Below are 25,654 nucleotides of genomic sequence, written 5' to 3'. Positions count from 1 at the left end.
ACGAGCGAGCAGGTCGTAGGCCTGCCGGGTGGTGGCCGTGGCCGGACGACGCGCCGCGCCGGGAGGCGCGGCAACAGGACATGTCCCATGAGCTGATGTATGCCTTTTCCATGGATGCCCGTCGGCGTGGCCCCGCATCCCGCCTCTCCCGGCGCGGCGGGCGGCGACTGCTGCTGGGCGCCTCGTTCGCCCTGATCGCGGTGGTCACCGTCGTGGACATCCTGGCTCCGCCCGAGGTCCACCTGGGGCCGTTCCTGATCGCCGCGCCCGCCGTGACGGCCTCCTTCGCGGGGCCGCGCATGACGGCGTTCGTCGGCGCGGTCGCGGTCCTGGCCCAGTCCGTGGTGGCGATCGCGCGGACGAGCCTGACGGATCTGAACCACACGTACCAGATCATCGCGCTGATCCTGATCTCCGTCATCGTCACCTTCTTCGCCTACCTGCGCGAGCAGCACGAGACCAAGGTGACGCAGCTGCGTTCGATCGCGCAGGCCGCGCAGAGCGTCGTGCTGCGCCCGCTCCCCCACCGGGCCGGTCCGCTGCACATCGCGTCGGTCTATCTGGCGGCCGAGGAGGAGGCGCAGATGGGCGGCGATCTGTACGCGGCGGCCCGTACGGCCTCGGGGACCCGGCTGCTGATCGGGGACGCCCGGGGCAAGGGCCTCGACGCGATCAGCGAGGCGTCCCTCGTGCTCGGCGCCTTCCGGGTCACGGCTCGCCGGGAGTCCGAGCTGCCCACGCTGATCGGGCATCTGGAGGCGGGTGTGGGCTCCGCCGAGGAACCGCAGGACATCGCCGCGCCGGGGCCCGGCACGGACGAGGCCGCCGACGAGGCGGCCGAGGCGTTCGTGACGGCGCTCGTTCTCGACATCCCCGACGGTGAGCCGGTGGTGCGGCTCGTGAACTGCGGGCATCCGCCGCCCCTGCTGCTCCGACGGGGGCGGATCGTCCCCCTGGAGAGCGCCGAGGCGAGCCCTCCGCTGGGCCTCGCCGACGTGCTCTCCCCCGCCGTGACGGTGGAGACCTTCCCTTTCGCCGTGGGCGACGTCCTGCTGCTGTACACGGACGGCGTCGTCGAGGCCCGCGACCACGCACGGGCCTTCTACCCGCTCACGGAGCGGCTCGCGGCCTGGGTCGGGGAGGACCCGCCGACCCTGCTCGGCCACCTCAGGGACGATCTGCGCGCGTACGCGGGCGGTCACCTCGGCGACGACGCGGCGCTCGTCGCCGTGGAACGCCTCTCCCCGAAGGCGTAGACCGCGCGGGCACCGCGGCCCGGGACGCGGATCGCCGCGGCCTGTTCTAGGTTCGGAAGCAGGTACTCACCCCGGCGCGGTCGCACGCACGGTCCGGCTGCTCGCGGGCCAGGCGCGGCGGCGGCCCCGTACCGAAGGAGCGTGCGATGCCGGCGGACGCGAGTTTCGGCACGTCGTACTGGTTGCGCGACACCCCCTCCCCCGACCGGCCCGCGCTCGCCGGGGACCTCAGGGCCGATGTCGTCGTCATCGGGGCCGGCATCGCGGGCCTGTGCACCGCGTACGAGCTGGTCCGCGCCGGGCGCGAGGTGGTGGTCCTGGAGGCCGAGCGGGTCGCGTGCGGGACCTCCGGGCACACCACGGGGAAGCTGACCGCGCTGCACGGACTCACCTACGCGAGGCTCCGCGACACCCACGGCGCGCTCGCGGCCTCGCGCTACGCCCTCGCCCAGCGGGACGCGATGGACCACGTGGTCGGCCTGTGCGAGGAACTCGGCATCGACGCCGGTCTCGAGCGGGCCCCGGCCTCCACGTACGTGACGGACGCGCGCCGGGCCGACGAGATCCGTCTCGAGGCCGCGGCCGCCCTGGAGGCGGGGCTGGACGTCGTGTTCGGGACGGAGAGCGACCTGCCCTTCCCGGTCGCGGCGGCGGTCCGCCTCGACGACCAGCTGCTCTTCCACCCTCGCAGGTTCCTGCTGGGGCTCGCCGAGGCCGTCGTCGCGGGCGGCGGCACGATCCACGAGCGGACCCGGGTGACGGAGCTGCGGGAGCACGCGGACTGCCGGCTCACCACGGAGGCGGGTCACACGGTCCACGCGCGGGACGTGGTGGTCGCCACGCACTTCCCGCTGACCGTGCACAGCTCTCTCCTCGCCCGGCTCTCGGTCCGGCGCGAGCTGGTCGTGGCCGCCCCCGTGCCGGCCGACCGGGCGCCACGCGGCATGTACCTCACCCCCGAGGACCGGACGCGCTCGCTGCGCACGGCGCCGTACGACGAGGGTCGGCGGCTGCTCCTGGTCGGGGGCGAGGCCTGTGAACCCGGCACCGATCACGCCGGGGAGCGCCTGGAGCGGCTCACCGGGTGGGCGCGGCGGATCTTCCCGGAGTTCGGGGAGGCCACGGAGACGTACCGGTGGGCCGCGCAGGACGTGATGTCGGCGGATCACCTCCCGTACGTGGGCCATGAGCACCCGGACACCCAGCACGTCTTCGTGGCCACCGGTTTCGGGGGCTGGGGCATGAGCAACGGCGTGATGGCGGGGCGGCTCCTCGCGGCTCATGTGACCGGGGCGCCGCGCCCGGACTGGACCGAGCTGTTCGACCCGCGCCGCCCGCTGCCCCTGCGGGAGTACCGCGACGTGGCCCGGGCGCAGGCGTCGGTGGCCCGCCACTACCTGGTCGCCCGTCCGCCGCGCTGCACCCACATGGGGTGCGAGCTGGGCTTCAACGAGCTGGAGGACTCCTGGGAGTGCCCGTGCCACGGCTCGCGTTTCGCGGCCGCGGACGGGCGGGTGCTGCAGGGGCCGGCGTCCCGGCCCCTGCAGCTCCCGGACGCGGCCCCGCCGGAGCGGGAGTCCGCGGCGCCCGAGCCGCCGCACTGATCCGCCCGATCAGCGGCGGAGCGGCCCCTCGCAGGTGAAGTCGGACGTGCCCGCGCGGCGGTCGGACCAGATGGCGACCGGCCCGAAGGAGCAGTTCATGTCGTTGAAGTTGTTCCCGCCCGCGAGGCTGCGGTCGAGGACGAAGTAGTCGACCGTCTCCGACATGTCCTTGAAGACCTGGTCCGGGTCGGAGGCCGCGCCGAGGTTGGCGGTGATCCGGCCGGTGCAGACGAAGCGCGGCAGCGTCGGGTCGCCGCTCTGCGTGCAGGTCGGGGTGTTGCTCGTGGCCGCGGCGAAGGCCGTGCGTATCTCGGCGGGGGTGGCGTGCCGCAGGCCGGAGGTCGGCTCGTGCCGGGTGTCCGGGACGAACAGGTCGTCGACGTGGGCGATCTGGCGGTCGAGGAAGGCGTCGTAGTCGCGCTGGGTGCCCGCGTCCTTGCCGAGGAGGTTGCGCCAGGTGTCGTAGCCCTGGACGTCGCCGGCGCGGAGGTAGCCGTACATGGCCTGGAGCAGGGCGGGCCGTTCGGTCCACAGGTACTCGAAGAACGTGCCGGCGTAGTTGTAGAAGCGGAAGCCGTCGCCGTCGTAGGTGGCGTGCAGGATCTGGTCGACGGTCATGCGCGGTCCGCCGCCCGCGGTGTCCCGGATGACGCCCTGCACGAGGGACTTGCGGACGGCGACGCCGTCGTCGCGGGTGGCGCCGTCGAAGAACTCGGCGGTGCCCTCGTCCATGGCGGTGGTGCGGTCGTTCTCGTACCAGGGGCCCTCGCCGAAGAAGCCGGGAACGGCGTAGCGGCCGTTGAGGTAGTGGACGTACTCGTGACGGAACAGCTCTTCGAGGGTGAGGCTGGAGTCCTGGGGGACACGGCGCTGGTACGTGTAGAAGGTCGCGCCGCGCTCGATGTAGATGCCGCCGTTGTCGGTGCTCATCCCGGTGAGGATGGGGTGGTAGGTCTCGTAGTCCTGCCGGGAGGCGTAGAGCACGACGGTGAGGACGGCGTTGGGGTCGCCGGCGAGCGGCTGCTCGGTGCCGAGCACGCGGTGGAACTGCGATTTGACCTGCTTGCTCGCGTAGTAGAGCTGGTCGACGGTGGCCCGGTCGAGCCCGGTGCGGACCTTGATCGCGCCGTTGTCGTAGCTGTACGTGTACGGGAAGATCCTCGCCTCGATGTCGGCCTTGCAGACCTTGTACGGCGCGCAGGCCTCGTAGAAGTTGAGCCAGCCGACCAGGGAGGCCCACGGGGCGCTGCCGTAGCCGAAGTTGGTCTCGGCGGGGGCGAGCAGTCCGCCGAGGTCGGCGACGATCCGGCTCCTGAGGCTGTCGATCTGGCCGAAGCGCCCGTACTCGCCCAGGGCGTCGCGGACGACCCAGGCGTTGGCGGTGTTCTTGAGGTGCGTGTACGTGGAGAAGTCCTTGAACGCGGCGCGGTAGCCGGCGTTCTGGGCGGCGGCCGTACGGAAGGCGGTGTCCTGGTTGCCCGGGTAGACGCCGAGGTAGTTGACGGACAGCGCGGCGAGGGCGGCTCCGCCCCAGGTCGGGTCGGTCGCGGTCTGCGGGTGTCCGGCGCCCATACGGGCGAGGACCTGGGCGATCAGGCCGAGTTGGTGCTGGCGCAGGCCGGGGGCGCTGCCGGCGTAGAGGGCCTCGCGGAGCGTCTGGGCGTTCTCCGGGGTGACGTCGAAGGTGCGTGCGGCGTAGGCGTAGGCGGCGGTGGCCGCGCGCATGGCCTCGACCGTGGGGGCGTCGGTGACGTCGATCTCGGGGCGGCTGAAGTCGTGGTAGGCGACGGCGTGGAGATAGGTGAACATCTCCAGCAGGTTGCTGGAGTTGGTGCCGTCGTGGGCTGCGGCGAGCGAGCTGATCCGGTTCGACACCGCCTGGACGTGGGCGTCCGACATCACGGGGGCGAGGCGTGCGTCCCAGGTCCAGATGAGGTCGCGCAGACAGCCGTCGGCCTGGACGGCGGGGTCGGCGAGGAAGTCGGCGAGCCCGGTCGGGGTCAGCCCCGTGATGCCGTCCAGGGTGCAGGGGACGCCCGCGGCGGTGGTGGCCGTGGTCTGCGAGGCGGAGCGTGCGGCGCGCGGAGCGGTCTGCGGGCCGGGGACGCGGCCTTCGGTGACGCCGCGGGGCGCGGCGGCGGGGCCGGTCTTCAGGGCGGGGGCCGTCGCGAGGCGGTCCACCTCGTCGTGCGGGTTCGGCGCGTACGTCACCGGTGCGGTCGGTCCGGTGGCGCCCGGCGCGAGGGCGCCGCTCCGGGCGGCGGGGGTCGTGGTGGGGGCCACGGCCTGGGCGGTGGAGGCGAGCGGTGCGGTGAGGCCGGCGGTGAGCACCACGGCGAGCAGGGTCGTGCGCACGGTTCTGTGCTGGGACACGAGGTCTCCTGAGGGGGGTGAACTTCCTTGGGGAGCAGGGTGGTTGACATGACCCTGCCCTAGACATGCCGGGTAACATAGCAATGTGAAATTGCACTGAGAAGCCTTATGCCTCGTCAGTTTTCTGCGCCCCCACCCTCCGAACCCACGACATCACACCCGACGGCGCGATCGAATCCCCTCTCAACCAGGGGTTGTTGAGCATCTTGGCAAGCCGAGTGGCATGTGAAATATTACTGACGTGCCCACGAGACACCCTTCCACGGCGTCCGACGTCATCGTCGTCGGCGCCGGAATGATCGGCGCGGCCTGCGCGTACTACGCCGCACGCGCGGGCCTCTCCGTCACCGTCGTCGACCGCGGCCCCGTCGCGGGCGGCACGACGGGAGCGGGCGAGGGCAACCTGCTGGTCTCCGACAAGGAGCCGGGTCCCGAGCTCGACCTCGCCCTGCTCTCTCTCCGCCTCTGGCGCGAACTCGGCCCCGTCCTGCGGACGGAGGCCGAGTTCGAGGCCAAGGGCGGCCTGGTGGTCGCCTCCGACCCGGCCGGGCTCGACGCGCTGCGCCGGTTCGCCGAGGAGCAGTCGACGGCCGGCGTCGAGACGTACGAGATCCCCGGCGACCGGCTCCACGACCTGGAGCCGCACCTCGCCGACGGCCTCGCCGGGGCGTTCCACTACCCGCAGGACGCCCAGGTGCAACCCGCGCTCGCGGCCGCGCGGCTGCTGCGCGCGTCGGGCGCCGGCCTGCGCCTCGGCGAGGAGGTCACCACCCTGCTCACCGGGGGCGACGGCGCCGTGCGCGGGGTCGCCACGGCGGGCGGGGCGCGGCTGTTCGCGCCGTACGTCGTGAACGCGGCGGGGAGTTGGAGCGGCGAGGTGGCCCGGCTCGCGGGCGCCGGCCTGCCCGTGCTGCCGCGGCGCGGCTTCGTCCTGGTCACCGAGCCGCTGCCGCGCCTCGTCCGCCACAAGGTCTACGCGGCGGACTACGTCGCCGACGTCGCGAGCGACTCGGCGGCGCTCCAGACCTCCCCGGTGGTCGAGGGCACACCCGCGGGGCCGGTCCTGATCGGCGCCAGCCGGGAGCGGGTCGGCTTCGACCGCACGCTCTCACCGCGGGCCGTGGGTCGACTCGCGGCGGGCGCCACCCGGCTCTTCCCGGTCCTGGCCGGCGTACGGGTGATGCGGGCGTACGCGGGCTTCCGCCCCTACCTGCCCGACCACCTCCCGGCGATCGGCCCCGACCCGCGGGCCCCGGGGCTGCTGCACGCCTGCGGCCACGAGGGCGCGGGCATCGGACTCGCCCCGGCCACCGGCCTGTTGATCTCCCGGTTCCTCACCGGGGTCGCACCCGACCTGGACGCCCGGCCCTTCCGTCCCGAGCGGTTCGCCGAGCAGACTCCGGAGGACCGCACGTGACCCACCGCCCTGCCCCGCCCGGCCCGCTCCGCCCGAACACCCCGACACACCGCAGCGGTCCGTCCGGCCGGCCCGGCCCGACACCCCGAACCCCGTCCCCCTTCGGCTGGGAGTGAGCATGCTCCGTCGTTTCCGGCGCCGCGCCGACCGTGCGCGCGGCCCGCGCGAGCTCGTCGACGCGCGGCCGTCAGAGCCGCCCGTACCGTTCACGTTCGACGGGCGGCCGATGACCGCGCTGCCGGGGCAGACGCTGGCCGCCGCGCTGTGGGCGGCGGGCGTTCTCGCCTGGCGCACGACCCGGGTCGGGGGCGCGCCGCGCGGGGCCTTCTGCGGGATCGGCCAGTGCTTCGACTGCCTGGTCACCGTCAACGGCCGTCCGGGCCGCCGCGCGTGCCTCGCCCCGGCCGTGCCGGGGGACGTCGTCACCACCCAGGAAGGACACGGCCGTGCCGACCTCGACCTCACCTGACGACCGGCAGGTCCCCTACGACCTCGTGGTCGTCGGCGCGGGCCCGGCCGGCCTCGCGGGCGCCGTCACCGCCGCCGAGCGCGGCCTCTCGGTGGCGCTGCTCGACGGCGACGCCCGGCTCGGCGGCCAGTACTACCGCCATCCCGCGCCCGGTCTCGGGGCGACGCGACCGGAGGCGCTGCACCACGACTGGGCGGCCTTCGACGGACTGCGCCGGCGCTGGGAGGCGAGCGGGGGCGTCCACCTGCCCGAACACCACGTGTGGACCGTGACAGCCGAACCGGCCGCGGGCGTCCGGGGCGCGGGCACGGACGGCGCCTGCTGGGCGGTGCACGCCGTGACCGGGCCCGACGGGGACTCCGCACGGCCCGCGCTCGTCCGGGGCCGGGCCGTCCTCCTGGCCACGGGGGCGGCCGAGCGGCAGCTCCCCTTCCCCGGCTGGACCCTGCCCGGTGTGGTCGGCGCGGGCGGCGCGCAGGCGATGCTCAAGTCGGGGCTCGTGCTGCCCGGCACGACCGCCGGGACACCGCCCAGGATCGTCGTCGCGGGCAGCGGGCCCCTGCTGCTGGCCGTGGCCTCCTCGCTGCTCGCGGCGGGGGCGCGGGTCCCCGCCGTGGTGGAGGCCGCCGGGTTCCTCCGCTACGCGCGGCGGCCCGGTGTCCTCGCGGGCGTCCCCGGCAAGTGGGCGGAGGCCCTGACGCACGGGGTGCCGCTGGCGGCGCACGGGGTGCGGCCGTACCTGCGGCACGCCGTGGTGAGGGCGCACGGCACGGAGCGGGTCGAGGCGGTCACGGTGGCCCGGCTCGACCGTGCGTGGCGGCCGGTCCCGGGCTCGGAGCGGCGGATCGCCTGCGACGTCCTGGCGGTGGGGCACGGCCTCGTCCCCCGGATCGACCTGGGCACCTCGGCGGGCTGCTCGACCCGCACGACGGAGGACGGCGCCACGGCCCTCGTCGTGGACGCGCGCCAGCGGACGTCGGTGCCCGGGCTGTGGTCGGCGGGCGAGACGGCCGGTGTGGGCGGTGCCCGACTGGCCATGGTCGAGGGCGAATTGGCGGGTGCCGCGGTGGCGGTACGGCTGCGGGGGTGCGCGGCGGAGTCCGCGCCCGCGCGGACCCGGTCCCTGCTGCGCACCCGGTCGCGGCTGCGCGCCTTCGCCGGTCTGATGGCCACCGCGCACGCGCCGGGGGACGGGTGGACCGACTGGCTGGAGGACGGTACGGAAGTGTGCCGGTGCGAGGAGGTCGACGCGGGGCGCGTGCGCGAGGCCGTCGAGAGCCTGGGCGCCTTCGACGCGCGGACCGTGAAGCTGCTGACCCGGGCGGGCATGGGTTGGTGCCAGGGCCGGGTCTGCGGCCCGGCGGTCGCCTGCCTGGCGCGTGGTGCGGCGCCGACGGACGGCGCCGCACTGCTCGGCGGCGCCCCGAGCGACCGGCCCGGTCCCCTGCCCCGCTCCCCCGAACGGCGTCCGCTGGCCGTGCCGGTCACTCTGGGCGCGCTGGCCGCGCTGGAGGAGACCCTGGACCCCGCGCCGGACGGGGACCGGCCCCGTACCGCCGATCCGGCATGACGCCCCCGCCCGAACCCGCCCGGCCGGCGACCGTCGGCCACCCTCCCCCCGCCCCCGGCGAACCATCTGTGCAATGTCACATCACACAACCGAAGGGGTCCCCGTGACCGTCACTCCCGCCTCCGCCGACTGGACCACCGCCCGCCCCTGGCGCGGCATCATGGTCGCCACCGCGCTCCCCTTCCACGCCGACGGACGCTCCGTCGACCACGACGCCTACGCCGCCCACGTCCGGTGGCTGCTGGAGAACGGCTGCGACGGCGTGGTCCCGAACGGTTCCCTGGGCGAGTACCAGACCCTGAGCGACGAGGAACGCGCCCGTGTCGTCCGTACCGCCGTCGAGGCGGCGGGCGACGGCGCCCGGGTCATGCCCGGGGTCGCCGCCTACGGCAGCGCCCAGTCCCGCCGCTGGACCGAGCAGGCCGCCGAGGCGGGCTGCGGATCGGTACTGCTGCTCCCGCCCAACACCTACCGCGCCGACCTCTCCGCCGTCCGCGCGCACTACGCCGAGGTGGCCTCGGTCGGCGTGCCGGTCGTCGCGTACAACAACCCGCACGACACAAGAGTGGACCTCTCCCCCGCCACCCTCGCGGGCCTGCACGCGGACGGTCACATCGTGGCGGTCAAGGAGTTCAGCGGCGATGTCCGCCGCGCGTACGAGATCGCCGAACTCGCCCCCGATCTCGACCTGTTGATCGGCGCCGACGACGTCCTGCTCGAACTGGCCCTCGCGGGCGCGGTCGGCTGGGTGGCCGGCTACCCGAACGCCCTCCCGGCGTCCTGCGCGGAGCTGTACCGGGCGGCCGTCGCCGGAGACCTGGACCGCGCCCTGCCGCTCTACAAGGCGCTGCACCCACTCCTGCGCTGGGACTCCAAGACGGAGTTCGTGCAGGCGATCAAGCTGTCCATGGACATCGTCGGCCGTCCCGGCGGCCCCTGCCGTCCACCGCGTTCGCCCCTGACGGGTGCGGCGGAGGCCGAGGTCAGGGCCGCCACCGAGAAGGCCGTCGCCGACGGCCGGAACTGAGAGGGGTCCCGCGTGCGCACCCGCCACGTCTTCCACGCCGTCGACTCGCACACCGAGGGCATGCCCACCCGCGTGATCACGGGCGGGGTCGGGGTGATCCCGGGCTCCACCATGGCCGAACGCCGGCTGCACTTCATCGAGCACCTGGACCACGTCAGGACGCTGCTGATGTACGAGCCCCGGGGGCACGCCGCCATGAGCGGGGCGATCCTGCAGCCGCCGACGCGCCCGGACGCCGACTTCGGCGTCCTGTTCATCGAGGTCTCCGGGCTGCTGCCGATGTGCGGCCACGGCACGATCGGGGTGGCGACGGTGCTCGTGGAGACCGGCATGGTGCCGGTCTCCGAGCCGGTGACCACCGTGCGGCTCGACACCCCTGCCGGTCTGGTGCGGGCCGAGGTCCAGGTCGAGGACGGCGTCGCGAAGGCGGTGAGCCTCACCAACGTCCCGGCCTACTGCGCCGCCCTGAACCGGGAGGTGAAGGTGCCGGGGTACGGAGTCGTGCCGTACGACCTTGCCTTCGGCGGCAATTTCTACGCCTTCGTCGAACTGGACGCGCTGGGGCTTCCGTTCGACCGGGAACGCAAGGACGACCTGCTCACGGCGGGTCTGGCGATCATGGAGGCGATCAACGCGACCGACCGCCCCGCGCACCCCCTGCGGCCGGAGATAGCCGGCGTGAAGCACGTCCATCTCACCGCCCCCGGCTCGGACGCCCGGCACTCCCGGCACGCGATGGCGATCCACCCCGGCTGGTTCGACCGCTCCCCCTGCGGCACGGGAACCTCCGCGCGCATGGCGCAACTGCACGCGCGGGGGCTGCTTCCGCTGCACCAGGACTTCGTCAACGAGTCGTTCATCGGCACCCGGTTCACCGGCCGGCTGATCGAGGAGACCGAGGTCGGCGGTGTACCGGCCGTCGTTCCCGTGATCACCGGACGGGCCTGGATCACGGGGACCGCGCAGTACTTCCTGGACCCGGACGACCCGTTCCCGGGAGGGTTCCTGATGTGAAATTGTACGCTGGTGCGGCGCCACGCCCCGGCAGCCGGGCGGCGCGACAAGCGGAAGTCGGAGAGCGGCACATGGGCCATCTGAAGCAGAGCCAACTGATCACCACCCGGGAACGCCTGCGGGACCAGGTGGCCCACGCTCTGCGCGCGGCGCTGATCTCCGGCGAACTGCAGCCCGGCGCGGTGTACTCGGCGCCGGGCCTGGCCGAGGACTTCGGCATCTCCGCGACGCCGGTACGTGAGGCCATGCTCGACCTCGCCCGTGAGGGCCTGGTCGAGCCGGTCCGCAACAAGGGCTTCCGGGTGACGGAGGTCAACGAGCGGGATCTCGACCAGTACACGGACATCCGGCTGCTGATCGAGGTGCCGACGGTGGGCCGGGTGACCCTGACGGCGGACCGCGAGGAGCTGCGGGCGCTCCGCCCGATCGCCGAGGAGATCGTGGCGGCCGCCCGCGCCCACGACCTGATCGGCTATCTGGAGTCGGACCGCCGTTTCCACCTCACGCTGCTGGGCCTGTCCGGCAACGAACGGCTCGTGGAGACGGTCGGCGATCTGCGCAAGCGGTCGCGGCTCTACGGCCTGACCGCGCTGGACGAGCGGGGCGAGCTGCTGCCGTCCGCCGAGGAGCACCTGGAGCTGCTCGACTTCATGCTGGCCGGGGACGCGATGGGCGCCGAGGCCTGCATGGTCCGCCATCTGAGCCATGTGCGGTCCCTGTGGGCCCGCGACGGCGCGAACGCCAGGTCCTCCGCCACGCCGGCCGCGTCCGCCGGGCCGACCGTCGGCAGGCCGCGCGCCGGACACTGAGCGCCGGGCCCTCGGGCCGCGGGGCTCACGGGTCGTACGCGCTCTCCGTCCACACCGTCTTGCCCTCGTCGAGCCAGCGGACCCCCCAACGGTCGGACAGTTCGCCCGAGATGAACAGGCCGCGGCCGCCCTCGTCCGCGGCACGGGCGCGGCGCAGGTGCGGCGCGGCGGCGCCGGCGTCGGAGACCTCGCAGGTCACGGTGTGATCCGCCGGGTTGCGGATGAGACGGAGGCGGATCGGCGGGGTGCCGTGCCGGATGGCGTTGGTGACGAGCTCGCTGACGATGAGTTCGATGGGGAAGGCCGCGTCCTCCGTCAGCCCCCACTCGCCGGTTCGGGCCACGGCGCGGCGGCGGGCCTCGGCCACGGCGGACAGCGCGGGGGCGATGTCCCACTCGGCGACGTCGGCCGGGTCGAGGGCCAGGGTGCGGGCGACGAGGACGGCGGCCTGGTCGGCGGGGAGGGCGTCGAGGGCGTCGGCGGAGAGCCGGCGGGCCGGGGGTGGTCCGGTGAGCCGCTCGGCCAGCTCGGTCAGGGCCGGATCGTCGGTCGCCGCGTGCCCGGAGAGGAGGACGAGGGTGCTGCCGACGGGAAGGGGGATCTCCTCCGCGGCGAACGGCGGCCCCTCCTGGCCCAGCGCGGTGGTCTCCTCCAGGAGGCGGGTTCGTCGGCTGCCGTCCGGACGGCCGACGAGGACGGTCTGGCGGCCGGCCCGGGCGATCGCGCAGGTCTCGGCCACCGGGTCGTGGACGGCGTACACGCACTGGGCGGTGAGGGGTTCGCCCGAACCGGCGGCGGAGCGTTCCTCGTCGAGGCGGCGGGTGACGTCGTCCAGGCGGGCGAGCAGGTCGTGCGGGTCGAGATCGAGTGCGGCCAACGCCTGTACCGCTGAACGGAGTTGGACCATGGCGGCGGTGGCGTCGGGGCCGACGCCCGCGATATGACCGACCGTCAGGGCGATGCGGCCTCCCGAGAGCGGGATGACGTCGAACCAGGCGCCGGTGCCCAGACCCGTGGGGAGGTAGCGGTGTGCGGTCTCCAGCGTGCCACCGCCGGTACCGACGGTCGTGCCGCCGCGACGGACCAGGTTGCCCTGGAGCGCGAGCGCCACGGCGTGGGAGTGCTCGTAGCGGCGGGCGTTGTCGACGCAGACGGCGGTGTGGGCGGCCAGGTCGGCCGCGAGGTGCAGGTCGTCGCCCTCGAACGGGTCGGGCCGGGCCGGCCGGGAGAAGCGGGCGACGCCGAGGAGGGCGCCGCGCAGCATGATCGGGGCCACGAGGGTGGGCCCGCCCGCGGACTGTGGCTCGATGTACGGCCCGCCTCCGCTCCGGCCGTCGGGGGCGACCTCGGTGCCCACCTCCGGTGCCGCGTCGGCGTTCGGCGGCCAGACGGCCACACAGCGCAGGGTCTCGTCGGGCGTCCGGGACCGGTCGGCGTCGGGGCCGTGGAGCGGTGGGGCGGTGAGGGCGACCGTGGCGACGTCGGCCAGGATCGGTACGGCGGCCCGGGCCAGTTCCCGGGCGCACCGCACGGGGTCCAGGAGGAGGCCCATCCGCTCGTGCACCAGGTGCAGGACCGCGAGCCGGTCGCGGGCGCGCTCGCGGGCCGTGACGTCGACGGCGGAGGCGACGAGGCCGAGGGGGCGTCCGGCGTCGTCCTCGAGGCGGAAGATGGAGACGGAGAAGATGTGTTCGCGCAGGGGGTCGACGCGCGGGTAGCCCGAGACGCGGCGGTCGAAGACCGGGACGCCGGAGGTGAGGACCTGGCGCAGGGTTCCCTCGACGGGCAGCGGGGTGAAGCGTTCGTAGACCTGGGTGAACGGCCGGCCGACGATCTCCCGCTCGGGGATGCCCCGCATGCCGACGGCCGCCGAGTTGACCCGGAGCACCCGCAGATCGGCGTCGACCACGTGCAGGCCGACCGGTGACTGGGTGAAGACGGCCTCCAGGACCCCGGAGCGGATGCCTCCGGGGAGCGGTCCGGCGGGCCACAGGCCCCACCGCCCGGGGACGGCCTCGCCCCCGTCGAGCACCGGGCCGACCGTCACGCCCTCGGAGAGGTCCTCGACTACGACCTCGGTGAGCAGATCGGTCACGGGGCGGCCCACGATCAGGGAGCGGTCCACGCCGAGGAGCCGCTCGGCGGCCCTGCTCCAGGTGACGACGACGCCGCGCTCGTCGAGGACGGCGACGGCGCCACGCCGCTCGCGGGCGCCCGGACCCGGTATGCCTCCCGAGCCCGGCAGCCCGTCCGGAGCCGGTCGGTCCGCCGCGCCCGTGCCGTCTTCCCGGCCGTTCTCGACCGGGGACTCCTCACGCTCTGCCATCGTGCCTCGCACTCGGCGTGGGCGGACATCTGCCGTTGCCCAGGGAGCCTAGTTCCTGGCGGGCGGCGGGGCATCCGGGGGAAGCCGCTCCCGGCAACCAGCACACTCGCCCCAAAAGTCCGATAATGAGCACTATGGCCCGTAAGGAATCTGCCCCGCACGCTCCCCCGACCGTCACGGTCAAGGGCCGGGACATGCGGCTGCGTACCATCGGTTTCCTGGTCCTCGCGGCCCTGGCGATCTGGTTCATCGCCGCGAACACCGGGTCGGTGACGATCAGGCTGTGGATCCCCACGGTCACGCTGCCGCTCTGGAGCGTGCTCACGGTCACCCTCCTCGTCGGAATGCTCCTCGGCATGTACCTCGCCCGTCGGCGCGCCCGGCGCTGACGGCCACCCGGATGGTCGACACGGAGCCCCGGCTGGAGCCGGGCGAGGCGCTCGCGGCGACCCGCGTGGGGTGTTTCGCCTGGGATCCGGCGACGGGGCGCATGGTCCTCGATCCGGTGGCCCGGACGGTGTTCGGGCTGCTGCCGGCCGAGTTCACCGGTTCCACGGCGGATCTGCGCCCCCGGATCCGGCCGGCGGACTGGGATCTGCTGTCCGGGCTCTCGGCCGACCTGCTGTCCGGCCGCCGGAACGCGTACAGCGCCTACTTCCAGGTCCGCCTCCACGACGGGCGGACCCGCTGGACGCACGCCCGGGGCTCCCTGGTGCGCGAGCGCCCCGGCGGGGCGGTGCGCGTGGTGGGGGTGATCCGGGACGCCACTCTGGACCTGTCCCGCACCGCGCTGAGGCTGCCGGCCGAGGAGGAGCGGGATCCGCTGCGCGCCCTCGGTGAGGGGGCGCTCGCGCTCGCCAGGGCGATGAGTGTGAACGAGGTCGCCGAGGTGCTCGGGAGCGAGGTGAGCCTGCGCCCGCTCGGGGCACGGGGGATCTCCCTGGGCGTACTGGAACAGGGACGGCTGCAACTGATCCGCACCGTGGTCTCCCCGGGCACCAGCGGCTTCCCCTCGAAGTCACGGCTCGCCGACTCACTGCCCCTGAACGACGTCGTCCGTACGTGCAACCCGCTCTTCTTCACCTCCGTCCACGCCTTCCTCGACCGCTATCCGAATCTGGAGCCCTACCGGCTCGGTTTCCGCGCCACGGCCGCCGCGTTCCTGCCGCTGGTGGACGAGGGGCAGCCGCTCGGCGCGCTGGGCGTGTTCTACGACGACCGGTCGGTCTTCTCCTACGCGGATCACACCCTGATGACCGGCTGGGCCAAGGCGGTGGCTCGCGCGGTGCACCGGGTGGTGCCGCTCGACCGGTCGCAGGAGATCGCCGCCGCCCTGCAGAACGCCATGCTGCCGCGCCGGATCCCCCGGCCGCCCGGAGGCCGGATCGCGGTGCGGTACCGGACGGCCCGGAAGGGGGTGCGGGTCGGCGGCGACTGGTACGACGCGGTGGTACTGCCGGACGGCGGGCTCGGGCTCGCGATCGGTGACGTGCAGGGGCACGACACCGAGGCGGCGGCCCTCATGGGGCAGTTGCGGGTGGCGATGGCCGCGTACGCGGCGGAGGGCCACGGCTGCGCGACCGTCCTGGGCAAGGCCTCGGCGTTCCTGGCCCAGCTGGACTGCGACCGGTTCGCCACCTGCCAGTATCTGCGGGTCTCGCTCGGCACGGGCGAGACCCATGTGGCGAACGCGGGCCATCCGCCGCCGCTGCTGCGCCACGCCGACGGGTCCGTCGAGCGCGTGCGGCTCGCCGGCGGCCCGCCGCTGGGCCTGCCCGCCGAGTGGGGCACGGCCCCGTATCCGTACACGACGACCGTCCTCGCACCGGGCGAGACGCTGCTGCTCTACTCCGACGGGCTCGTCGAGAAGCCGGGCGAGGACTTCGACATCGGCCTGTCCCGGCTGGCCGCCGCCTTCTCGGGCGGGCCCGACGATCTGGAGGAGCTGGCCGACCACCTCCTCGACTCCCTCACCGCCGGCCCGCACGCGGAGGACGACGCCGCGCTGTTGATGGTGCGGCGGGACCCCACAGGAGCAACCGCAAACTGACGGCATTGGTTCGTGTACGAACCAATCAAGTGCAACTACCTGCTGCCCTTCGGAAGTTCACCAAAGACTTACCGCGCGGATGTATACCTTTAGCCTCGGCTCCCCCATCCTGTCCACCGTGTGCCAGTGGGGCATGCGGTGACACGAGAGGCGGGGCATTGACTCCCATCAGCCGCAGGGGATTCGTCGGGATCGGGGCAGGGCTCGCGGCGGGCGCGGCGCTGCCCGCGGGCACGGCGTCGGCCGCCGCAGCGGGCGCGACCGGGACCATCACGGACGTCAAGCACGTCGTGGTGCTCATGCAGGAGAACCGCAGCTTCGACCACTACTTCGGCCGGCTGCGCGGCGTGCGCGGCTTCGGCGACCGGGCCGCGGGCAACATCCCGGGCGGCTGGGGCACGTTCAACCAGCCCAACTGGGGCGGCCGCCAGTACCCGTGGAAGCTGAGCTCCACCCCGCCGGCCGGCGGTGTCGACGGCGAGACCCTCGCCCAGTGCAACGGCGACCTCCCGCACAGCTGGACCTCGCAGCACGCGGCGTGGAACAAGGGCCGGATGGACAACTGGGTCACCGGCGTCGGCAACACCCGCACCCTCGGCTACCTGGACCGCGGCGACATACCGTTCCACTACGCGCTCGCCGACAACTACACGATCTGCGACGCCTACTTCTGCTCGGCGCTCAGCGCCACGGGCCCCAACCGCACCTTCCTGTGGAGCGGGAAGATCGACGCCTCCAGCAAGGACGGCGGCGAGGAGTCCGGGCTGACCTGGGAGACGTACGCCGAGGCGCTCCAGCGCGCCGGGGTGAGCTGGAAGGTCTACCAGAACGCCCAGGACAACTACGGCGACAACGGCCTCGCGTACTTCAAGAAGTTCGCCGACGCCCGCCCGGGCGACCCGCTCCACGACCGCGGCATGGGGTCGGTGCCGAAGGTCACCGGGTCCACCCCGGACGACATCGCGGCCGCGATCCGCGCCGACGTCGTCGCCGGCACGCTGCCGCAGGTCTCCTGGGTGGTGGCGAGCGAGGCGTTCTCCGAGCACCCGTACGCCCCGCCCGGCGACGGCGCGCACTTCGTCGACCTGGTCTACCGCGCGCTGGCCGCGAACCCCGAGGTCTTCGACTCGACGGTGCTGTTCCTCAACTACGACGAGAACGACGGCTTCTTCGACCACGTGCCGCCGCCGGTCGCCCCGCCCGGCACCCCCGGCGAGTTCATCGACGGTGTGCCGATCGGTCTCGGATTCCGGGTCCCGATGCTCGTGATGTCGCCCTGGACGCGCGGCGGCTGGGTCAGCTCCGAGGTCTTCGACCACACCTCCGTGCTGCGCTTCATGGAGGTCTGGACGGCCGCCCTCGGCACTCCGGCCGGCTGCCCGAACATCAGCGCCTGGCGGCGGAAGGTGGTCGGCGACCTGACGGGCGTCTTCGACTTCGCGCGCCCGGTGTACGGCGTCCCCTCGGGCCTGCCGTCCACGGCCAAGGTCATCGGCCAGGACACCTGCGCCCCGCTGCCCAACCCGGTACCGCAGGACAACGCCCTGCCCGCGCAGGAGTCGGGTACCCGTCCGGCGCGTGCCCTGCCGTACCAGGTCAACGGAAACCTCGACCGCTTCGAGTTCGGGGCGGCGGGCAAGATCCTCGCCTGGTTCTCGATGACGAACCAGGGCACCCAGGCCAAGCGCCCCGCCCACTTCACGATCCACCCGCACCAGCACCGGGACACGGCGGCCTGGCAGTACACGGTCGAGCCGGGCGCCACGTCCACGGACTACTTCAACATCGGCCTCGGATCGGGCTCGGGCAAGTACGACATCTCGATGATGGGCCCCAACCGCTTCCTGCGGCGCTTCATCGGCGACGCCTCCAAGGCCGGGAAGGCGATCGAGGTGGCGGCGCGGTTCGCGACCGAGTCGGGCACCGGCAGGACGGCCATCTGGTTCAAGCTGACCAACACCTCGGCCGGACCGGTGACCTTCACCATCCGCTCGAACGCCTACCGCACGGACGGCCCGTGGACGTACACGGTGGCGGCGAACTCCTCCCGCGAGGACTGGTTCAACGCCGTGGCGTACCAGGACGGCTGGTACGACTTCACGATCCTGGCCGACATCGACGGCACCTGGTCGCGCCGCTACACCGGCCACATCGAGACGGGGGCGCCGAGCATCACCGGCTGATCCCCGCAGGCCACCCCCCTCCGCACGCCCGACGAAATACCCAAATAGGGCGCAAGGGATTCCATATCCCTTGTGCCCCATTTCTCAACTAGGCTGAATTTCCCCGCATGTCCGTTATGGCGGGGCGCGTGAGGCGAATCACCCCCGGCGCCGAGGCGATCTTCCGGCGGGCCCCCTCCCCTTGCCCGGCAAGGAAGTTCGGCGCGGCGGACAAAGCCCCGAACTCCTCCGGAAATAACCCGTTCATTCGGCGTCTTGTTTCGGCCGACATTTCTCGCCTACGGTCACCTCGACCCGGACGGATCGCCGAATCCTGCCACCGTCCGCACACGACCGCTCATTCACCCGAAGGCAGGAGCGGGGGACCCACCATTTCGCCGGTCCGGATTTTCCGGCACGGCTCGGGGTGAAGTCGCGCACGCGCGGCCGGGCATCTCCAGCCCGAACCCGACAGCTCACCCCGCAGGCGCCGGAGAGGACTGCAACATGCCCGCACACGGTAAGCACCGGCGCCCCAAGAGAAGGCCCCTGACCCGCGGCCTCGCCCTCGCGAGCACGGGCGGTGCCGCCCTGGCCCTGCCCCTCGTCGGCACGGCCACCGCGCACGCCGCGCCCGCGTCGGCGCCCGCGATCGCCCCCGCAGGGAAGACCGTTCTCAGCGCCCCGGCGAAGATCGCGGAATCCCTTCCGGCCGCGCAGAATTCCGCCGCGAAGACCTATACCGTCACCCGCGGAGATTCTCTTTCGGTGATCGCGCACGAGCAGCGTGTACAGGGCGGCTGGCAGGCCCTCTACCGCGCGAATCGCGCGGCCGTGGGTGACAACCCGTCACTCATCCACCCCGGCCTCGAACTCACGCTGCGCGGAAAGGCCGCCGCCCCGAAGAAGTCGAAGCCGACGTCGCAGGCGCGTACGACGAGCACGGACCGCGCCGACCGCTCCCAGCAGCGCACCGCCCCGGCAGCGTCGGCTCCCGCGAAGGCCGCGCCCGCGAAGGCGACCCAGGCTGCCCCGGTGGCCGCGAAGAGCTACACCAACGACCTCGACGGCTGGATCCGCGAGTCGCTGGACATCATGCAGAAGTACGGCATCCCCGGTACGTACGAGGGGATCCAGCGCAACATCATGCGCGAGTCCTCCGGCAACCCGATGGCCATCAACAACTGGGACTCCAACGCCGCCAAGGGCACCCCGTCCAAGGGCCTGCTCCAGGTGATCGAGCCGACGTTCCTCGCCTACCACGTGCCGGGCACCTCGATGGACCTCTACGACCCGGTCGCCAACATCACCGCCGCCTGCAACTACGCGGCGGACCGGTACGGCTCCATCGACAACGTCAACGGCCCGTACTAGCCCCACCGGCCGCGGGACGGCGCACCGACCCCGCTAGAAGTGGTCGGTGAACCAGCTCGCGGCGAGTTCGCCGACCTGTTCCAGGGTGCCGGGCTCCTCGAAGAGGTGCCCGGCACCGGGGACCACGACGAGGCGGTTCTCGCAGGTCAGACGGGATCTCGCCGCTTCGTTCAGCTCCTGGACGAGCGGGTCGTTGCCGCCCACGATCAGCAGGGTGGGGGCGCGTACCTGGGCGAGGCGCGGCCCCGCGAGGTCCGGGCGGCCGCCCCGGGAGACCACGGCGGCGACCTCGCTCAGCGGGTCGGCGGCTGCCCACAGGGCGGCCGCCGCGCCGGTGCTGGCACCGAACCAGCCTGTCCGCAGCCCGTCGAGGCCGGGGCGGCCCGCGAGCCAGCGGGTGGCCCGGGCCAGCCGGCCGGCGAGGAGTTCGGTGTCGAAGACGTTGGCCCGGTCGGCCGCCTCGTCCTCCGTCAGGAGGTCGAAGAGGAGCGTGCCGAGCCCGGCCCTGTTCAGGGACTCCGCGACGGCCCGGTTGCGGGGGCTGTGGCGACTGCTGCCGCTCCCGTGGGCGAAGACCACGATCCCCGGAGCCCCGGCGGGCACCACGAGGTGGCCCGCGACCTCCACGCCCGCGACCGGGATGCGCACCTCCGGGTCGCCGTCGTCCTGGTCCTGCCGGGCGTGGTGGCGCTCCAGGCAGGCGATGACCTCCTCGTCGGGGGTCTGCGAGAAGTCCTGGTAGAACTGGCCGATCGCGTAGAAGAAGGCCGGTTCGTGGACGCTGACGGTCTCGTCCGCCTCCCGGCCGATCCGCTCCCGCCAGTCGGCCGGCGCGACCGGCACCGCGAGGACGATCCGCGCGGCCCCCTGCGCCCGCACGACCCGGCAGGCGGCGACCGCCGTGGCGCCCGTCGCGAGGCCGTCGTCGACGACCACCACGGTCCTGCCGTCGAGCCGGGCCGCCGGCCGGGCGCCCCGGTAGCGGCGGGAGCGCTGCCCGAGCACGACGCGCTCGCGCGCCTCCACGCCGGCGAGGTCTCCGGCCGAGACCCGGCTGTCGGCCAGGACGTGGTCGTTGAGGACCCGTACGTCCCCCTCGCCGATGGCTCCCATCGCGAGCTCCGGCTGGTAGGGCACCCCCAGCTTCCGGACGAGACAGACGTCGAGCGGCGCCCCGAGGGCGTCGGCGACCTGTTCGGCGACCGGCACGCCGCCGCGAGGGAGCCCCAGGACCACGACGTCGCGGCCTTTGAGGTGCCCCAGGCTTGCGGCGAGCTGCCGTCCGGCGTCGGTGCGATCGGTGAAGTACATGACCCGCTCGTCTCCCTGGTGCTGAGCGTGCGCGCGGTCGGGTGCGGGGCCGCCGCCCGTCAGGCGGGGCGTGCGACGAGGGTTCCGTCCTCGCCGAGGTCGACCCGCGCGCCGTGGGGCCGGCTGGTCCGGCCGAGTACGTCGTGGAGCCAGCGCGTGTCGCGGCCGGGGGCGTGTTCCAACCGCATGCGCCGGGCCCTGAGGGGGATGATCCTCACCTCCTGGAGCCGGCCGTCGTCGGGCCGCACCGAGACGAGGTACAGCAGCCGCAGCTCGTCGCGGTACTGCTCGTAGCCGGTGATGCCCTCGTAGTCGTTGATCAGGTCGCCGCAGCCGTGCAGCACGAGCTTGCCCCGGTGGACCTCCAGCGGCCGGGGGTGGTGCGAGGAGTGGCCGTGCACCACGTCGGCACCGGCGTCGATGAGCGCGTGCGCGTAGTGGACATCGCTCTCGGTGAGCGCGTACCCCCAGTTGGAACCCCAGTGGAGGGAGACCAGGACCAGGTCGCCGGGGGCCTTGGTGTCCCTGATCCGGGCGAGGAGGCGGGCCGCCGAGGCGGCGGTGGGCCCGGCGGCGTAGTGGACCCCGCTGTGGCGGGCGGTGGCGGCCCAGTCGCGCGGGATGCCGCTGGAGGCCATGCCCAGGGCGTACGCGACGAGCCGGCCGCCGCCGGGCAGGTCGACGATCGCGGGCCTGGCCGCGGCCTCGGCGTCCTCACCGGCGCCCACCGTGCGCACGCCGTGCTTGGCCAGCGTGTCGAGGGTCTCGGCGAGGCCGCCGCGGCCGTGGTCCAGGACGTGGTTGTTGGCCAGGACGCAGACGTCGGGGCGGACGGCGGTCAGGCAGGGCACGTTCTCCGGGTGCATCCGGTAGTGCACGGCCTTGCCGGGGGCGATCTCGTCGCTCGTGGTGACGGCCGTCTCCAGATTGGTGACGCGGACGTCGGGCGCCGCCGCGTCCAGGGCGTCGAGGGCGACGCCCCAGGGATAGTCGAAGTCCACGCGGTGCGGGATCGGGCCGCTCACCGCCTCCGCGAGCGCCACATAGGACCGTGCGTCGTGCACGTACCGCTCGCGCAGGTGCGGGTCGCCGGGGTGGGGAAGGATCTGGTCGACCCCGCGGCCGAGCATCACGTCGCCGCAGAGGAACAGTCCGACCAGGTCACCGTCCATGTACCCAGGGTAGACGCGGCGCGCCCGGCGGGCCCGAGCTGCAGGGGCGGGCCGCGCGGCTCATGTCTTGGGGCTCGGGGTCACGGGGAGGTTGTAGACATGGCCGGGGCTCACGATCTCGGTGATCGCCTGCCCGAAGAGCGTGCTGGGCTCCACCCCGTCGTGCAGGATGTCCGTGTTCAGCACGACGACCATGGTGGCCCGTGCCTCGGGCAGGTAGACCACCAGGGACTCGTAGCCGGGCAGCGAGCCGTTGTGGCCGATCCAGCCCTGGACGTCGAAGATGCCGAGGCCGTACCCGGTCCCGGGGATGCCCGACGGCGGGGTGATCAGGCGCTGGGCCTGGGTCTCGGGGGTGAGGAGCGTGCCGGTGGCGAGGATGCGCGCCCAACGCTGCAGGTCCCCGAGCTGCGAGATCATGGCGCCCGCCGCCCAGGCCCAGGAGGGGTCCCAGTCGGTGGAGTCCTCGACCTTCCCGGACGCCGTCTGGTTGGTGTAGCCGTGGGCGTGGGGGCGGGGGAACTCGGCGCCCACCGGGAAGAGCGTGTGCCGCAGTCCGGCCGGGTCGATGACGTTCCGCTGGATGTACTCGTCGAGGGGCAGTCCGCCCTCCTTCTCCACCACGAGCCCGAGCAGGATCAGATTGGTGTTGCAGTACTCGAACTCCGCCCCGGGCTGGAAGTTCACCGGGTGCTTGAAGGAGTAGTCCAGCAACTGCTGGGGCGTGAAGGGCCGGTCCGGGTCGGACGTGAGCGCCTTGAAGAAGTCGTCGTCCGCCGAGTAGTTGAACAGTCCGCTGCGCATGCCCGCCAGTTGACGGAGCGTGATCTCGTCTCCGTTGGGGACGCCGTTGACGTACTGGTCGATGGTGTCGTCCAGGCCGACGCGGCCCTGGTCGACCAGTTCGAGCAGGGCGGTCACGGTGAAGGTCTTGGTGACGCTCCCGACCCGCATGTACAGGTCCGGGTTCATGGGCGCCCCGGTGTCCTTGTCGGCGACGCCGAAGGACCGGACGTAGCTGCCCTTGCCGGGGGCGGAGAGCGAGACCGTCACCCCGGGCACGCCGGCCTCGCTCATGACCCGTCGGATCGCGGTGTCCAGACGGCCCGCCACCTCCGGGGTGAGTTCGGCGAAGTCGCCGTTCGTGGCGGCCGGGGCGAGTACGGCGGCGCTGTGCGCGGACACCACGGGGGCTTCCACGGAGAAGGCCGCGCCCGCCGAGACGGGGACGGCCAGCATCCCGGTCGCGGCGAGCACCACACAGACCCCGCGCCACCTCGCCCGCGACGGCAGGCGCTGTGAGTGGGGCGAGCGCTGTTGCGAGAACCTCACGGGCAGGCCTCCTGCCGGACGAGGACGAGTCCCCTCCCTCAGGCTAGGCCGGTGCGACGGGCCGTGCACGGCGAGCCGGACGACCCGCCGTGCCCCGCCACGGCTCAGAAGTTGCCGTAGTTGACCTGCCAGGTCGGCAGGCCCATGCGTCGCCAGAGGGCGACGACCCGGTCGCGGTCGTCCAGCGAGACCCGGACCGCGTAGCGGTGCCGGATGTGCGCGTCGAACAGCTCGGCCTTGACGATGTCGTCGCTCCGGCCGTCGTCCGCCGCCCGCATCCACAGCTCGTCGTACGGCACTTCGTGCCGGGCCAGCCATGCCTCGGTCAGCGCGCGGTGGTCCTCGCTGCGCCCGGACAGCAGCACGATCGTGTCGTCGTCGGCGCGGCGGAAGGCGCGCAGCGCGCGTGCCACGGAGACGTTCAGCAGGTCGAGGTCGCAGCGCGAGAAGTCGTACGGTCCCCGGTCGCCGCGCAGCGCGAGCGTGCCGTCGATGTCGCAGAGGACCGCCGAGGGGAGCGCGGGATCGGCGACGTACGGCGTGGCGGCGGGCCGCGCATCCAGCCACTCGGCGGTCAGCCGCCAGCCGCCGCGCACCGCCTTGGCGTGCTTGTCGGCGAGGATGCGGATGATCTCCTCGCCGACCGAGCGCTCGCGCGCGGCGTCGCGCCGTACGCACTCCTCGACCGGGACGTCGGTGAAGTCGTGCACCACGAAACGTGCGTCGAGGCCGACGACGGCCGCCTTCAGCCGCTTGGGGATGTGCGGCGTGAGGTGGGTGTTGTCGACGACCACGTCGAATCCGCCCTCGACGGCCGAGCGGACGGCCGCGTCCTGGATGTCGAGGACGGTCCGCTCGTGCGCGTGCGAACGGCCGCGCTCGGGAGCCGGGACGTCCAGCATGGTGCGCAGGTCGTCCAGGTTGACGCGGCGCATCCGGCCCTCGGACTCGGCCTGCAGCCGTCGGGCGGCCGTGGTCTTCCCCGAGGCGGGGAGCCCTGTCATGACGTGTACTTCGGGCACGGTTCAGTTCTCCGGGTCGGTGGTGTACGGGTCGGCCGCCTCGGGCCTGATGGACCGCCAGACGTACAGGTCGGTCGGCCGGCCGTCGAGGCGCAGGAACAGCGCCGACCGTACCTGCGGGTCGACCGGCAGGGTCTTGACGGCCCGGGCGAAGGCACCCCGGTCGTCGGCGAGGTGAGCGACGCGCTTGTAGGCCTCGTCGAGGGCGCGCTCCCGCGCCGCCGCCTCGTCCTCCAGCCGGGCGACGACCCCGCGCACCCAGGCGTCGAACTCGTCGGGCACCTGCTCCAGGAGGGCGTCCAGCGGCCGGCCGCCGGCGGAGGTGACCCCGCCGAGTTCGGCGACCGAGAGGCCGAGGCCCTGCGCGAGCCGCTTCACGGCGGTGCCGGCGAAGCGCTGGATGCCGTGGCTGCGCCAGATGTCCCGCTCGGTGACCCCGGTGAGCACCTTGTGCAGGCGGACGTACTCGCTCAGCTTGGCCTTGGCGCGCACCCCGGAGGCGTAGCGCAGCACGAAGCCCTCGGCGTCGGTGCCGGTGGCGGGGAGGCCGCCGGGGAGGGTGTTCGACTCGGTGAGGGAGAGCAGTTCGTCGAGGGGCATGGCGGGCCAGGTCCGTACGACGGAGCCGATCTCCGCCCAGTCGGCGGCGGCTTCGGCGAGCGGGACCTCGGTGCCGTCCGCGCCGAAGGCGGCGAGCAGGACGAGGTCACGGCGGTCGCCGTAGTCGACGACGATACGATTCTGCGGGTAGACGATCTCGGCGAGGTAGGTGACGCCGGGCGTCAGCGCCCCGGTGTTCCGGCCGTCCAGCCGGCGCTGCGCCCAGGTCGCCTGCGCGCTGATGAAGGAGCCCTTGGAGGCGACCTGCCAGCGGTCCGCGTAGTGGAAGATCACCGCCAGGCTGCCGTCGACCTTGTCGTAGACCTCGAACGGCTCGTCGGGGAGCGCCGGCGCGTAGGGCTGACCGGCCTCGTGCTCACCGATGTTGAAGAACTTGGGCAGCGGCAGCGCGACGATCTCCCCCGTCGCGTCGTCGGCGACGAGCCCACGGCAGCGCGTGGTCACCTGGTTCCAGATCCGCTCGTACTGGCACGCCCGCGTGTACGTGTAGATGGACAGCGGCAGTTCGGGGTGTGCCTTGCGGGTGACGTGCCCCGCGTCGATGGCGGCGGCCAGCTCCTGCGCGGGCAGCAACTCCTGGAGAGTCAGGTGTGCCTGGCTCATCATTCCTCCTGGTCAGTGGTGACTCATTGTGACCTGCGTGGTCCGCGAGCCGACAGTCCTTTTCCTGCGGCCCGCGACGGGACGTCGGTCGCGGGGTCAGCCGATCGGTTGACCCCGACGTCCACCGGTCGGAGCTTCACGC

General features: G+C 73.3%; 19 protein-coding genes and 1 riboswitch. Of the genes, 12 read left to right on the top strand and 7 right to left on the bottom strand.

Features of this window, described 5'->3' with window-relative positions:
- Positions 1 to 110 precede the first annotated feature (110 nt).
- On the top strand, positions 111 to 1,256 hold the full coding sequence (locus tag AB0E14_RS30730; RefSeq protein ID WP_362425455.1) for a PP2C family protein-serine/threonine phosphatase: 1,146 nt from the start codon (positions 111 to 113) through the stop codon (positions 1,254 to 1,256).
- Positions 1,257 to 1,402: 146 nt separating this feature from the next.
- Positions 1,403 to 2,860: an FAD-dependent oxidoreductase gene (locus AB0E14_RS30725; protein WP_362425452.1), complete on the top strand. Its 1,458-nt coding sequence runs from the start codon at positions 1,403 to 1,405 to the stop codon at positions 2,858 to 2,860.
- 9 nt (positions 2,861 to 2,869) lie between these two features.
- Here AB0E14_RS30725 and AB0E14_RS30720 read toward each other — a convergent pair whose 3' ends face one another.
- Positions 2,870 to 5,233 (bottom strand): collagenase, encoded by a 2,364-nt coding sequence (locus AB0E14_RS30720; protein WP_362425449.1) that lies wholly within the window; start codon positions 5,231 to 5,233, stop codon positions 2,870 to 2,872.
- A 241-nt stretch (positions 5,234 to 5,474) separates the two neighbouring features.
- On the opposite strand from AB0E14_RS30720, the gene AB0E14_RS30715 reads away from it, so the two are divergent.
- The 6 genes from AB0E14_RS30715 (at position 5,475) to AB0E14_RS30690 (ending at position 11,539) form a co-directional block, all read left to right on the top strand.
- Entirely contained in the window at positions 5,475 to 6,650 is a 1,176-nt protein-coding gene (locus AB0E14_RS30715) for an FAD-binding oxidoreductase (protein ID WP_362425446.1), read from the top strand.
- A 118-nt stretch (positions 6,651 to 6,768) separates the two neighbouring features.
- Positions 6,769 to 7,119, top strand: a complete 351-nt coding sequence (locus AB0E14_RS30710) for a (2Fe-2S)-binding protein (RefSeq protein WP_362425443.1) — start codon at positions 6,769 to 6,771, stop codon at positions 7,117 to 7,119.
- Positions 7,097 to 8,689 (top strand): FAD-dependent oxidoreductase, encoded by a 1,593-nt coding sequence (locus tag AB0E14_RS30705; RefSeq protein ID WP_362425440.1) that lies wholly within the window; start codon positions 7,097 to 7,099, stop codon positions 8,687 to 8,689. The genes AB0E14_RS30710 and AB0E14_RS30705 overlap by 23 nt, the downstream gene beginning before the upstream one ends.
- Positions 8,690 to 8,849: 160 nt before the next feature.
- Positions 8,850 to 9,716: a dihydrodipicolinate synthase family protein gene (locus AB0E14_RS30700; protein ID WP_362425462.1), complete on the top strand. Its 867-nt coding sequence runs from the start codon at positions 8,850 to 8,852 to the stop codon at positions 9,714 to 9,716.
- A gap of 12 nt (positions 9,717 to 9,728) precedes the next feature.
- Positions 9,729 to 10,730 carry a proline racemase family protein gene (locus AB0E14_RS30695; RefSeq protein WP_362425437.1) on the top strand — a complete coding sequence of 334 codons (1,002 nt, stop codon included), beginning with the start codon at positions 9,729 to 9,731 and terminating at the stop codon, positions 10,728 to 10,730.
- 71 nt (positions 10,731 to 10,801) lie between these two features.
- Positions 10,802 to 11,539 (top strand): GntR family transcriptional regulator, encoded by a 738-nt coding sequence (locus AB0E14_RS30690; protein ID WP_362425434.1) that lies wholly within the window; start codon positions 10,802 to 10,804, stop codon positions 11,537 to 11,539.
- A 25-nt stretch (positions 11,540 to 11,564) separates the two neighbouring features.
- Here AB0E14_RS30690 and AB0E14_RS30685 read toward each other — a convergent pair whose 3' ends face one another.
- Positions 11,565 to 13,865 carry a PAS domain-containing protein gene (locus tag AB0E14_RS30685; protein ID WP_362425431.1) on the bottom strand — a complete coding sequence of 767 codons (2,301 nt, stop codon included), beginning with the start codon at positions 13,863 to 13,865 and terminating at the stop codon, positions 11,565 to 11,567.
- A gap of 134 nt (positions 13,866 to 13,999) precedes the next feature.
- Here AB0E14_RS30685 and AB0E14_RS30680 point away from each other — a divergent pair, with 134 nt between their 5' ends.
- From AB0E14_RS30680 to AB0E14_RS30665, 4 genes are all read left to right on the top strand, one after another.
- Complete coding sequence (locus AB0E14_RS30680; RefSeq protein WP_362425428.1) at positions 14,000 to 14,254, top strand: LapA family protein; 255 nt, start codon at positions 14,000 to 14,002, stop codon at positions 14,252 to 14,254.
- Between the two features lie 11 nt (positions 14,255 to 14,265).
- Positions 14,266 to 15,915, top strand: a complete 1,650-nt coding sequence (locus AB0E14_RS30675) for a SpoIIE family protein phosphatase (protein ID WP_362425425.1) — start codon at positions 14,266 to 14,268, stop codon at positions 15,913 to 15,915.
- Between the two features lie 158 nt (positions 15,916 to 16,073).
- Positions 16,074 to 18,098 carry a phosphocholine-specific phospholipase C gene (locus AB0E14_RS30670; protein ID WP_362425422.1) on the top strand — a complete coding sequence of 675 codons (2,025 nt, stop codon included), beginning with the start codon at positions 16,074 to 16,076 and terminating at the stop codon, positions 18,096 to 18,098.
- A 324-nt stretch (positions 18,099 to 18,422) separates the two neighbouring features.
- Positions 18,423 to 18,580, top strand: a riboswitch (cyclic di-AMP (ydaO/yuaA leader).
- Between the two features lie 4 nt (positions 18,581 to 18,584).
- Positions 18,585 to 19,451: a LysM peptidoglycan-binding domain-containing protein gene (locus AB0E14_RS30665; RefSeq protein ID WP_362425419.1), complete on the top strand. Its 867-nt coding sequence runs from the start codon at positions 18,585 to 18,587 to the stop codon at positions 19,449 to 19,451.
- Positions 19,452 to 19,484: 33 nt separating this feature from the next.
- Here AB0E14_RS30665 and AB0E14_RS30660 read toward each other — a convergent pair whose 3' ends face one another.
- From AB0E14_RS30660 to AB0E14_RS30640, 5 genes are all read right to left on the bottom strand, one after another.
- A complete protein-coding gene (locus tag AB0E14_RS30660) occupies positions 19,485 to 20,762 on the bottom strand; it encodes a phosphoribosyltransferase family protein (RefSeq protein ID WP_362425416.1) in 1,278 nt (425 codons plus the stop codon).
- 59 nt (positions 20,763 to 20,821) lie between these two features.
- Positions 20,822 to 21,934, bottom strand: coding sequence for a CapA family protein (locus tag AB0E14_RS30655; RefSeq protein WP_362425413.1), 1,113 nt, complete (start codon positions 21,932 to 21,934; stop codon positions 20,822 to 20,824).
- A gap of 60 nt (positions 21,935 to 21,994) precedes the next feature.
- Positions 21,995 to 23,173: a serine hydrolase domain-containing protein gene (locus tag AB0E14_RS30650; RefSeq protein WP_362425459.1), complete on the bottom strand. Its 1,179-nt coding sequence runs from the start codon at positions 23,171 to 23,173 to the stop codon at positions 21,995 to 21,997.
- Between the two features lie 197 nt (positions 23,174 to 23,370).
- On the bottom strand, positions 23,371 to 24,288 hold the full coding sequence (locus tag AB0E14_RS30645; protein ID WP_362425410.1) for an AAA family ATPase: 918 nt from the start codon (positions 24,286 to 24,288) through the stop codon (positions 23,371 to 23,373).
- A gap of 3 nt (positions 24,289 to 24,291) precedes the next feature.
- Positions 24,292 to 25,512, bottom strand: a complete 1,221-nt coding sequence (locus AB0E14_RS30640) for an RNA ligase (RefSeq protein ID WP_362425407.1) — start codon at positions 25,510 to 25,512, stop codon at positions 24,292 to 24,294.
- Positions 25,513 to 25,654: the final 142 nt, after the last annotated feature.

The organism is Streptomyces sp. NPDC047981 (genome assembly GCF_040653315.1).
GTDB lineage: Bacteria > Actinomycetota > Actinomycetes > Streptomycetales > Streptomycetaceae > Streptomyces.
This window is presented reverse-complemented; position numbering and strand designations above follow the sequence as displayed.

What these genes read in the sequence shown, in the direction of transcription:
- AB0E14_RS30730 (WP_362425455.1), top strand. Translation starts at nt 111, where the DNA reads ATGGATGCCCGTCGGCGTGGCCCCGCATCCCGCCTCTCCCGGCGCGGC.
- AB0E14_RS30725 (WP_362425452.1), top strand. Translation starts at nt 1,403, where the DNA reads ATGCCGGCGGACGCGAGTTTCGGCACGTCGTACTGGTTGCGCGACACC.
- AB0E14_RS30710 (WP_362425443.1), top strand. Translation starts at nt 6,769, where the DNA reads ATGCTCCGTCGTTTCCGGCGCCGCGCCGACCGTGCGCGCGGCCCGCGC.
- AB0E14_RS30700 (WP_362425462.1), top strand. Translation starts at nt 8,850, where the DNA reads ATGGTCGCCACCGCGCTCCCCTTCCACGCCGACGGACGCTCCGTCGAC.
- AB0E14_RS30690 (WP_362425434.1), top strand. Translation starts at nt 10,802, where the DNA reads ATGGGCCATCTGAAGCAGAGCCAACTGATCACCACCCGGGAACGCCTG.
- AB0E14_RS30685 (WP_362425431.1), bottom strand. Translation starts at nt 13,865, where the DNA reads ATGGCAGAGCGTGAGGAGTCCCCGGTCGAGAACGGCCGGGAAGACGGC.
- AB0E14_RS30680 (WP_362425428.1), top strand. Translation starts at nt 14,000, where the DNA reads ATGGCCCGTAAGGAATCTGCCCCGCACGCTCCCCCGACCGTCACGGTC.
- AB0E14_RS30675 (WP_362425425.1), top strand. Translation starts at nt 14,266, where the DNA reads ATGGTCGACACGGAGCCCCGGCTGGAGCCGGGCGAGGCGCTCGCGGCG.
- AB0E14_RS30665 (WP_362425419.1), top strand. Translation starts at nt 18,585, where the DNA reads ATGCCCGCACACGGTAAGCACCGGCGCCCCAAGAGAAGGCCCCTGACC.
- AB0E14_RS30660 (WP_362425416.1), bottom strand. Translation starts at nt 20,762, where the DNA reads ATGTACTTCACCGATCGCACCGACGCCGGACGGCAGCTCGCCGCAAGC.
- AB0E14_RS30655 (WP_362425413.1), bottom strand. Translation starts at nt 21,934, where the DNA reads ATGGACGGTGACCTGGTCGGACTGTTCCTCTGCGGCGACGTGATGCTC.
- AB0E14_RS30650 (WP_362425459.1), bottom strand. Translation starts at nt 23,173, where the DNA reads ATGCTGGCCGTCCCCGTCTCGGCGGGCGCGGCCTTCTCCGTGGAAGCC.
- AB0E14_RS30640 (WP_362425407.1), bottom strand. Translation starts at nt 25,512, where the DNA reads ATGAGCCAGGCACACCTGACTCTCCAGGAGTTGCTGCCCGCGCAGGAG.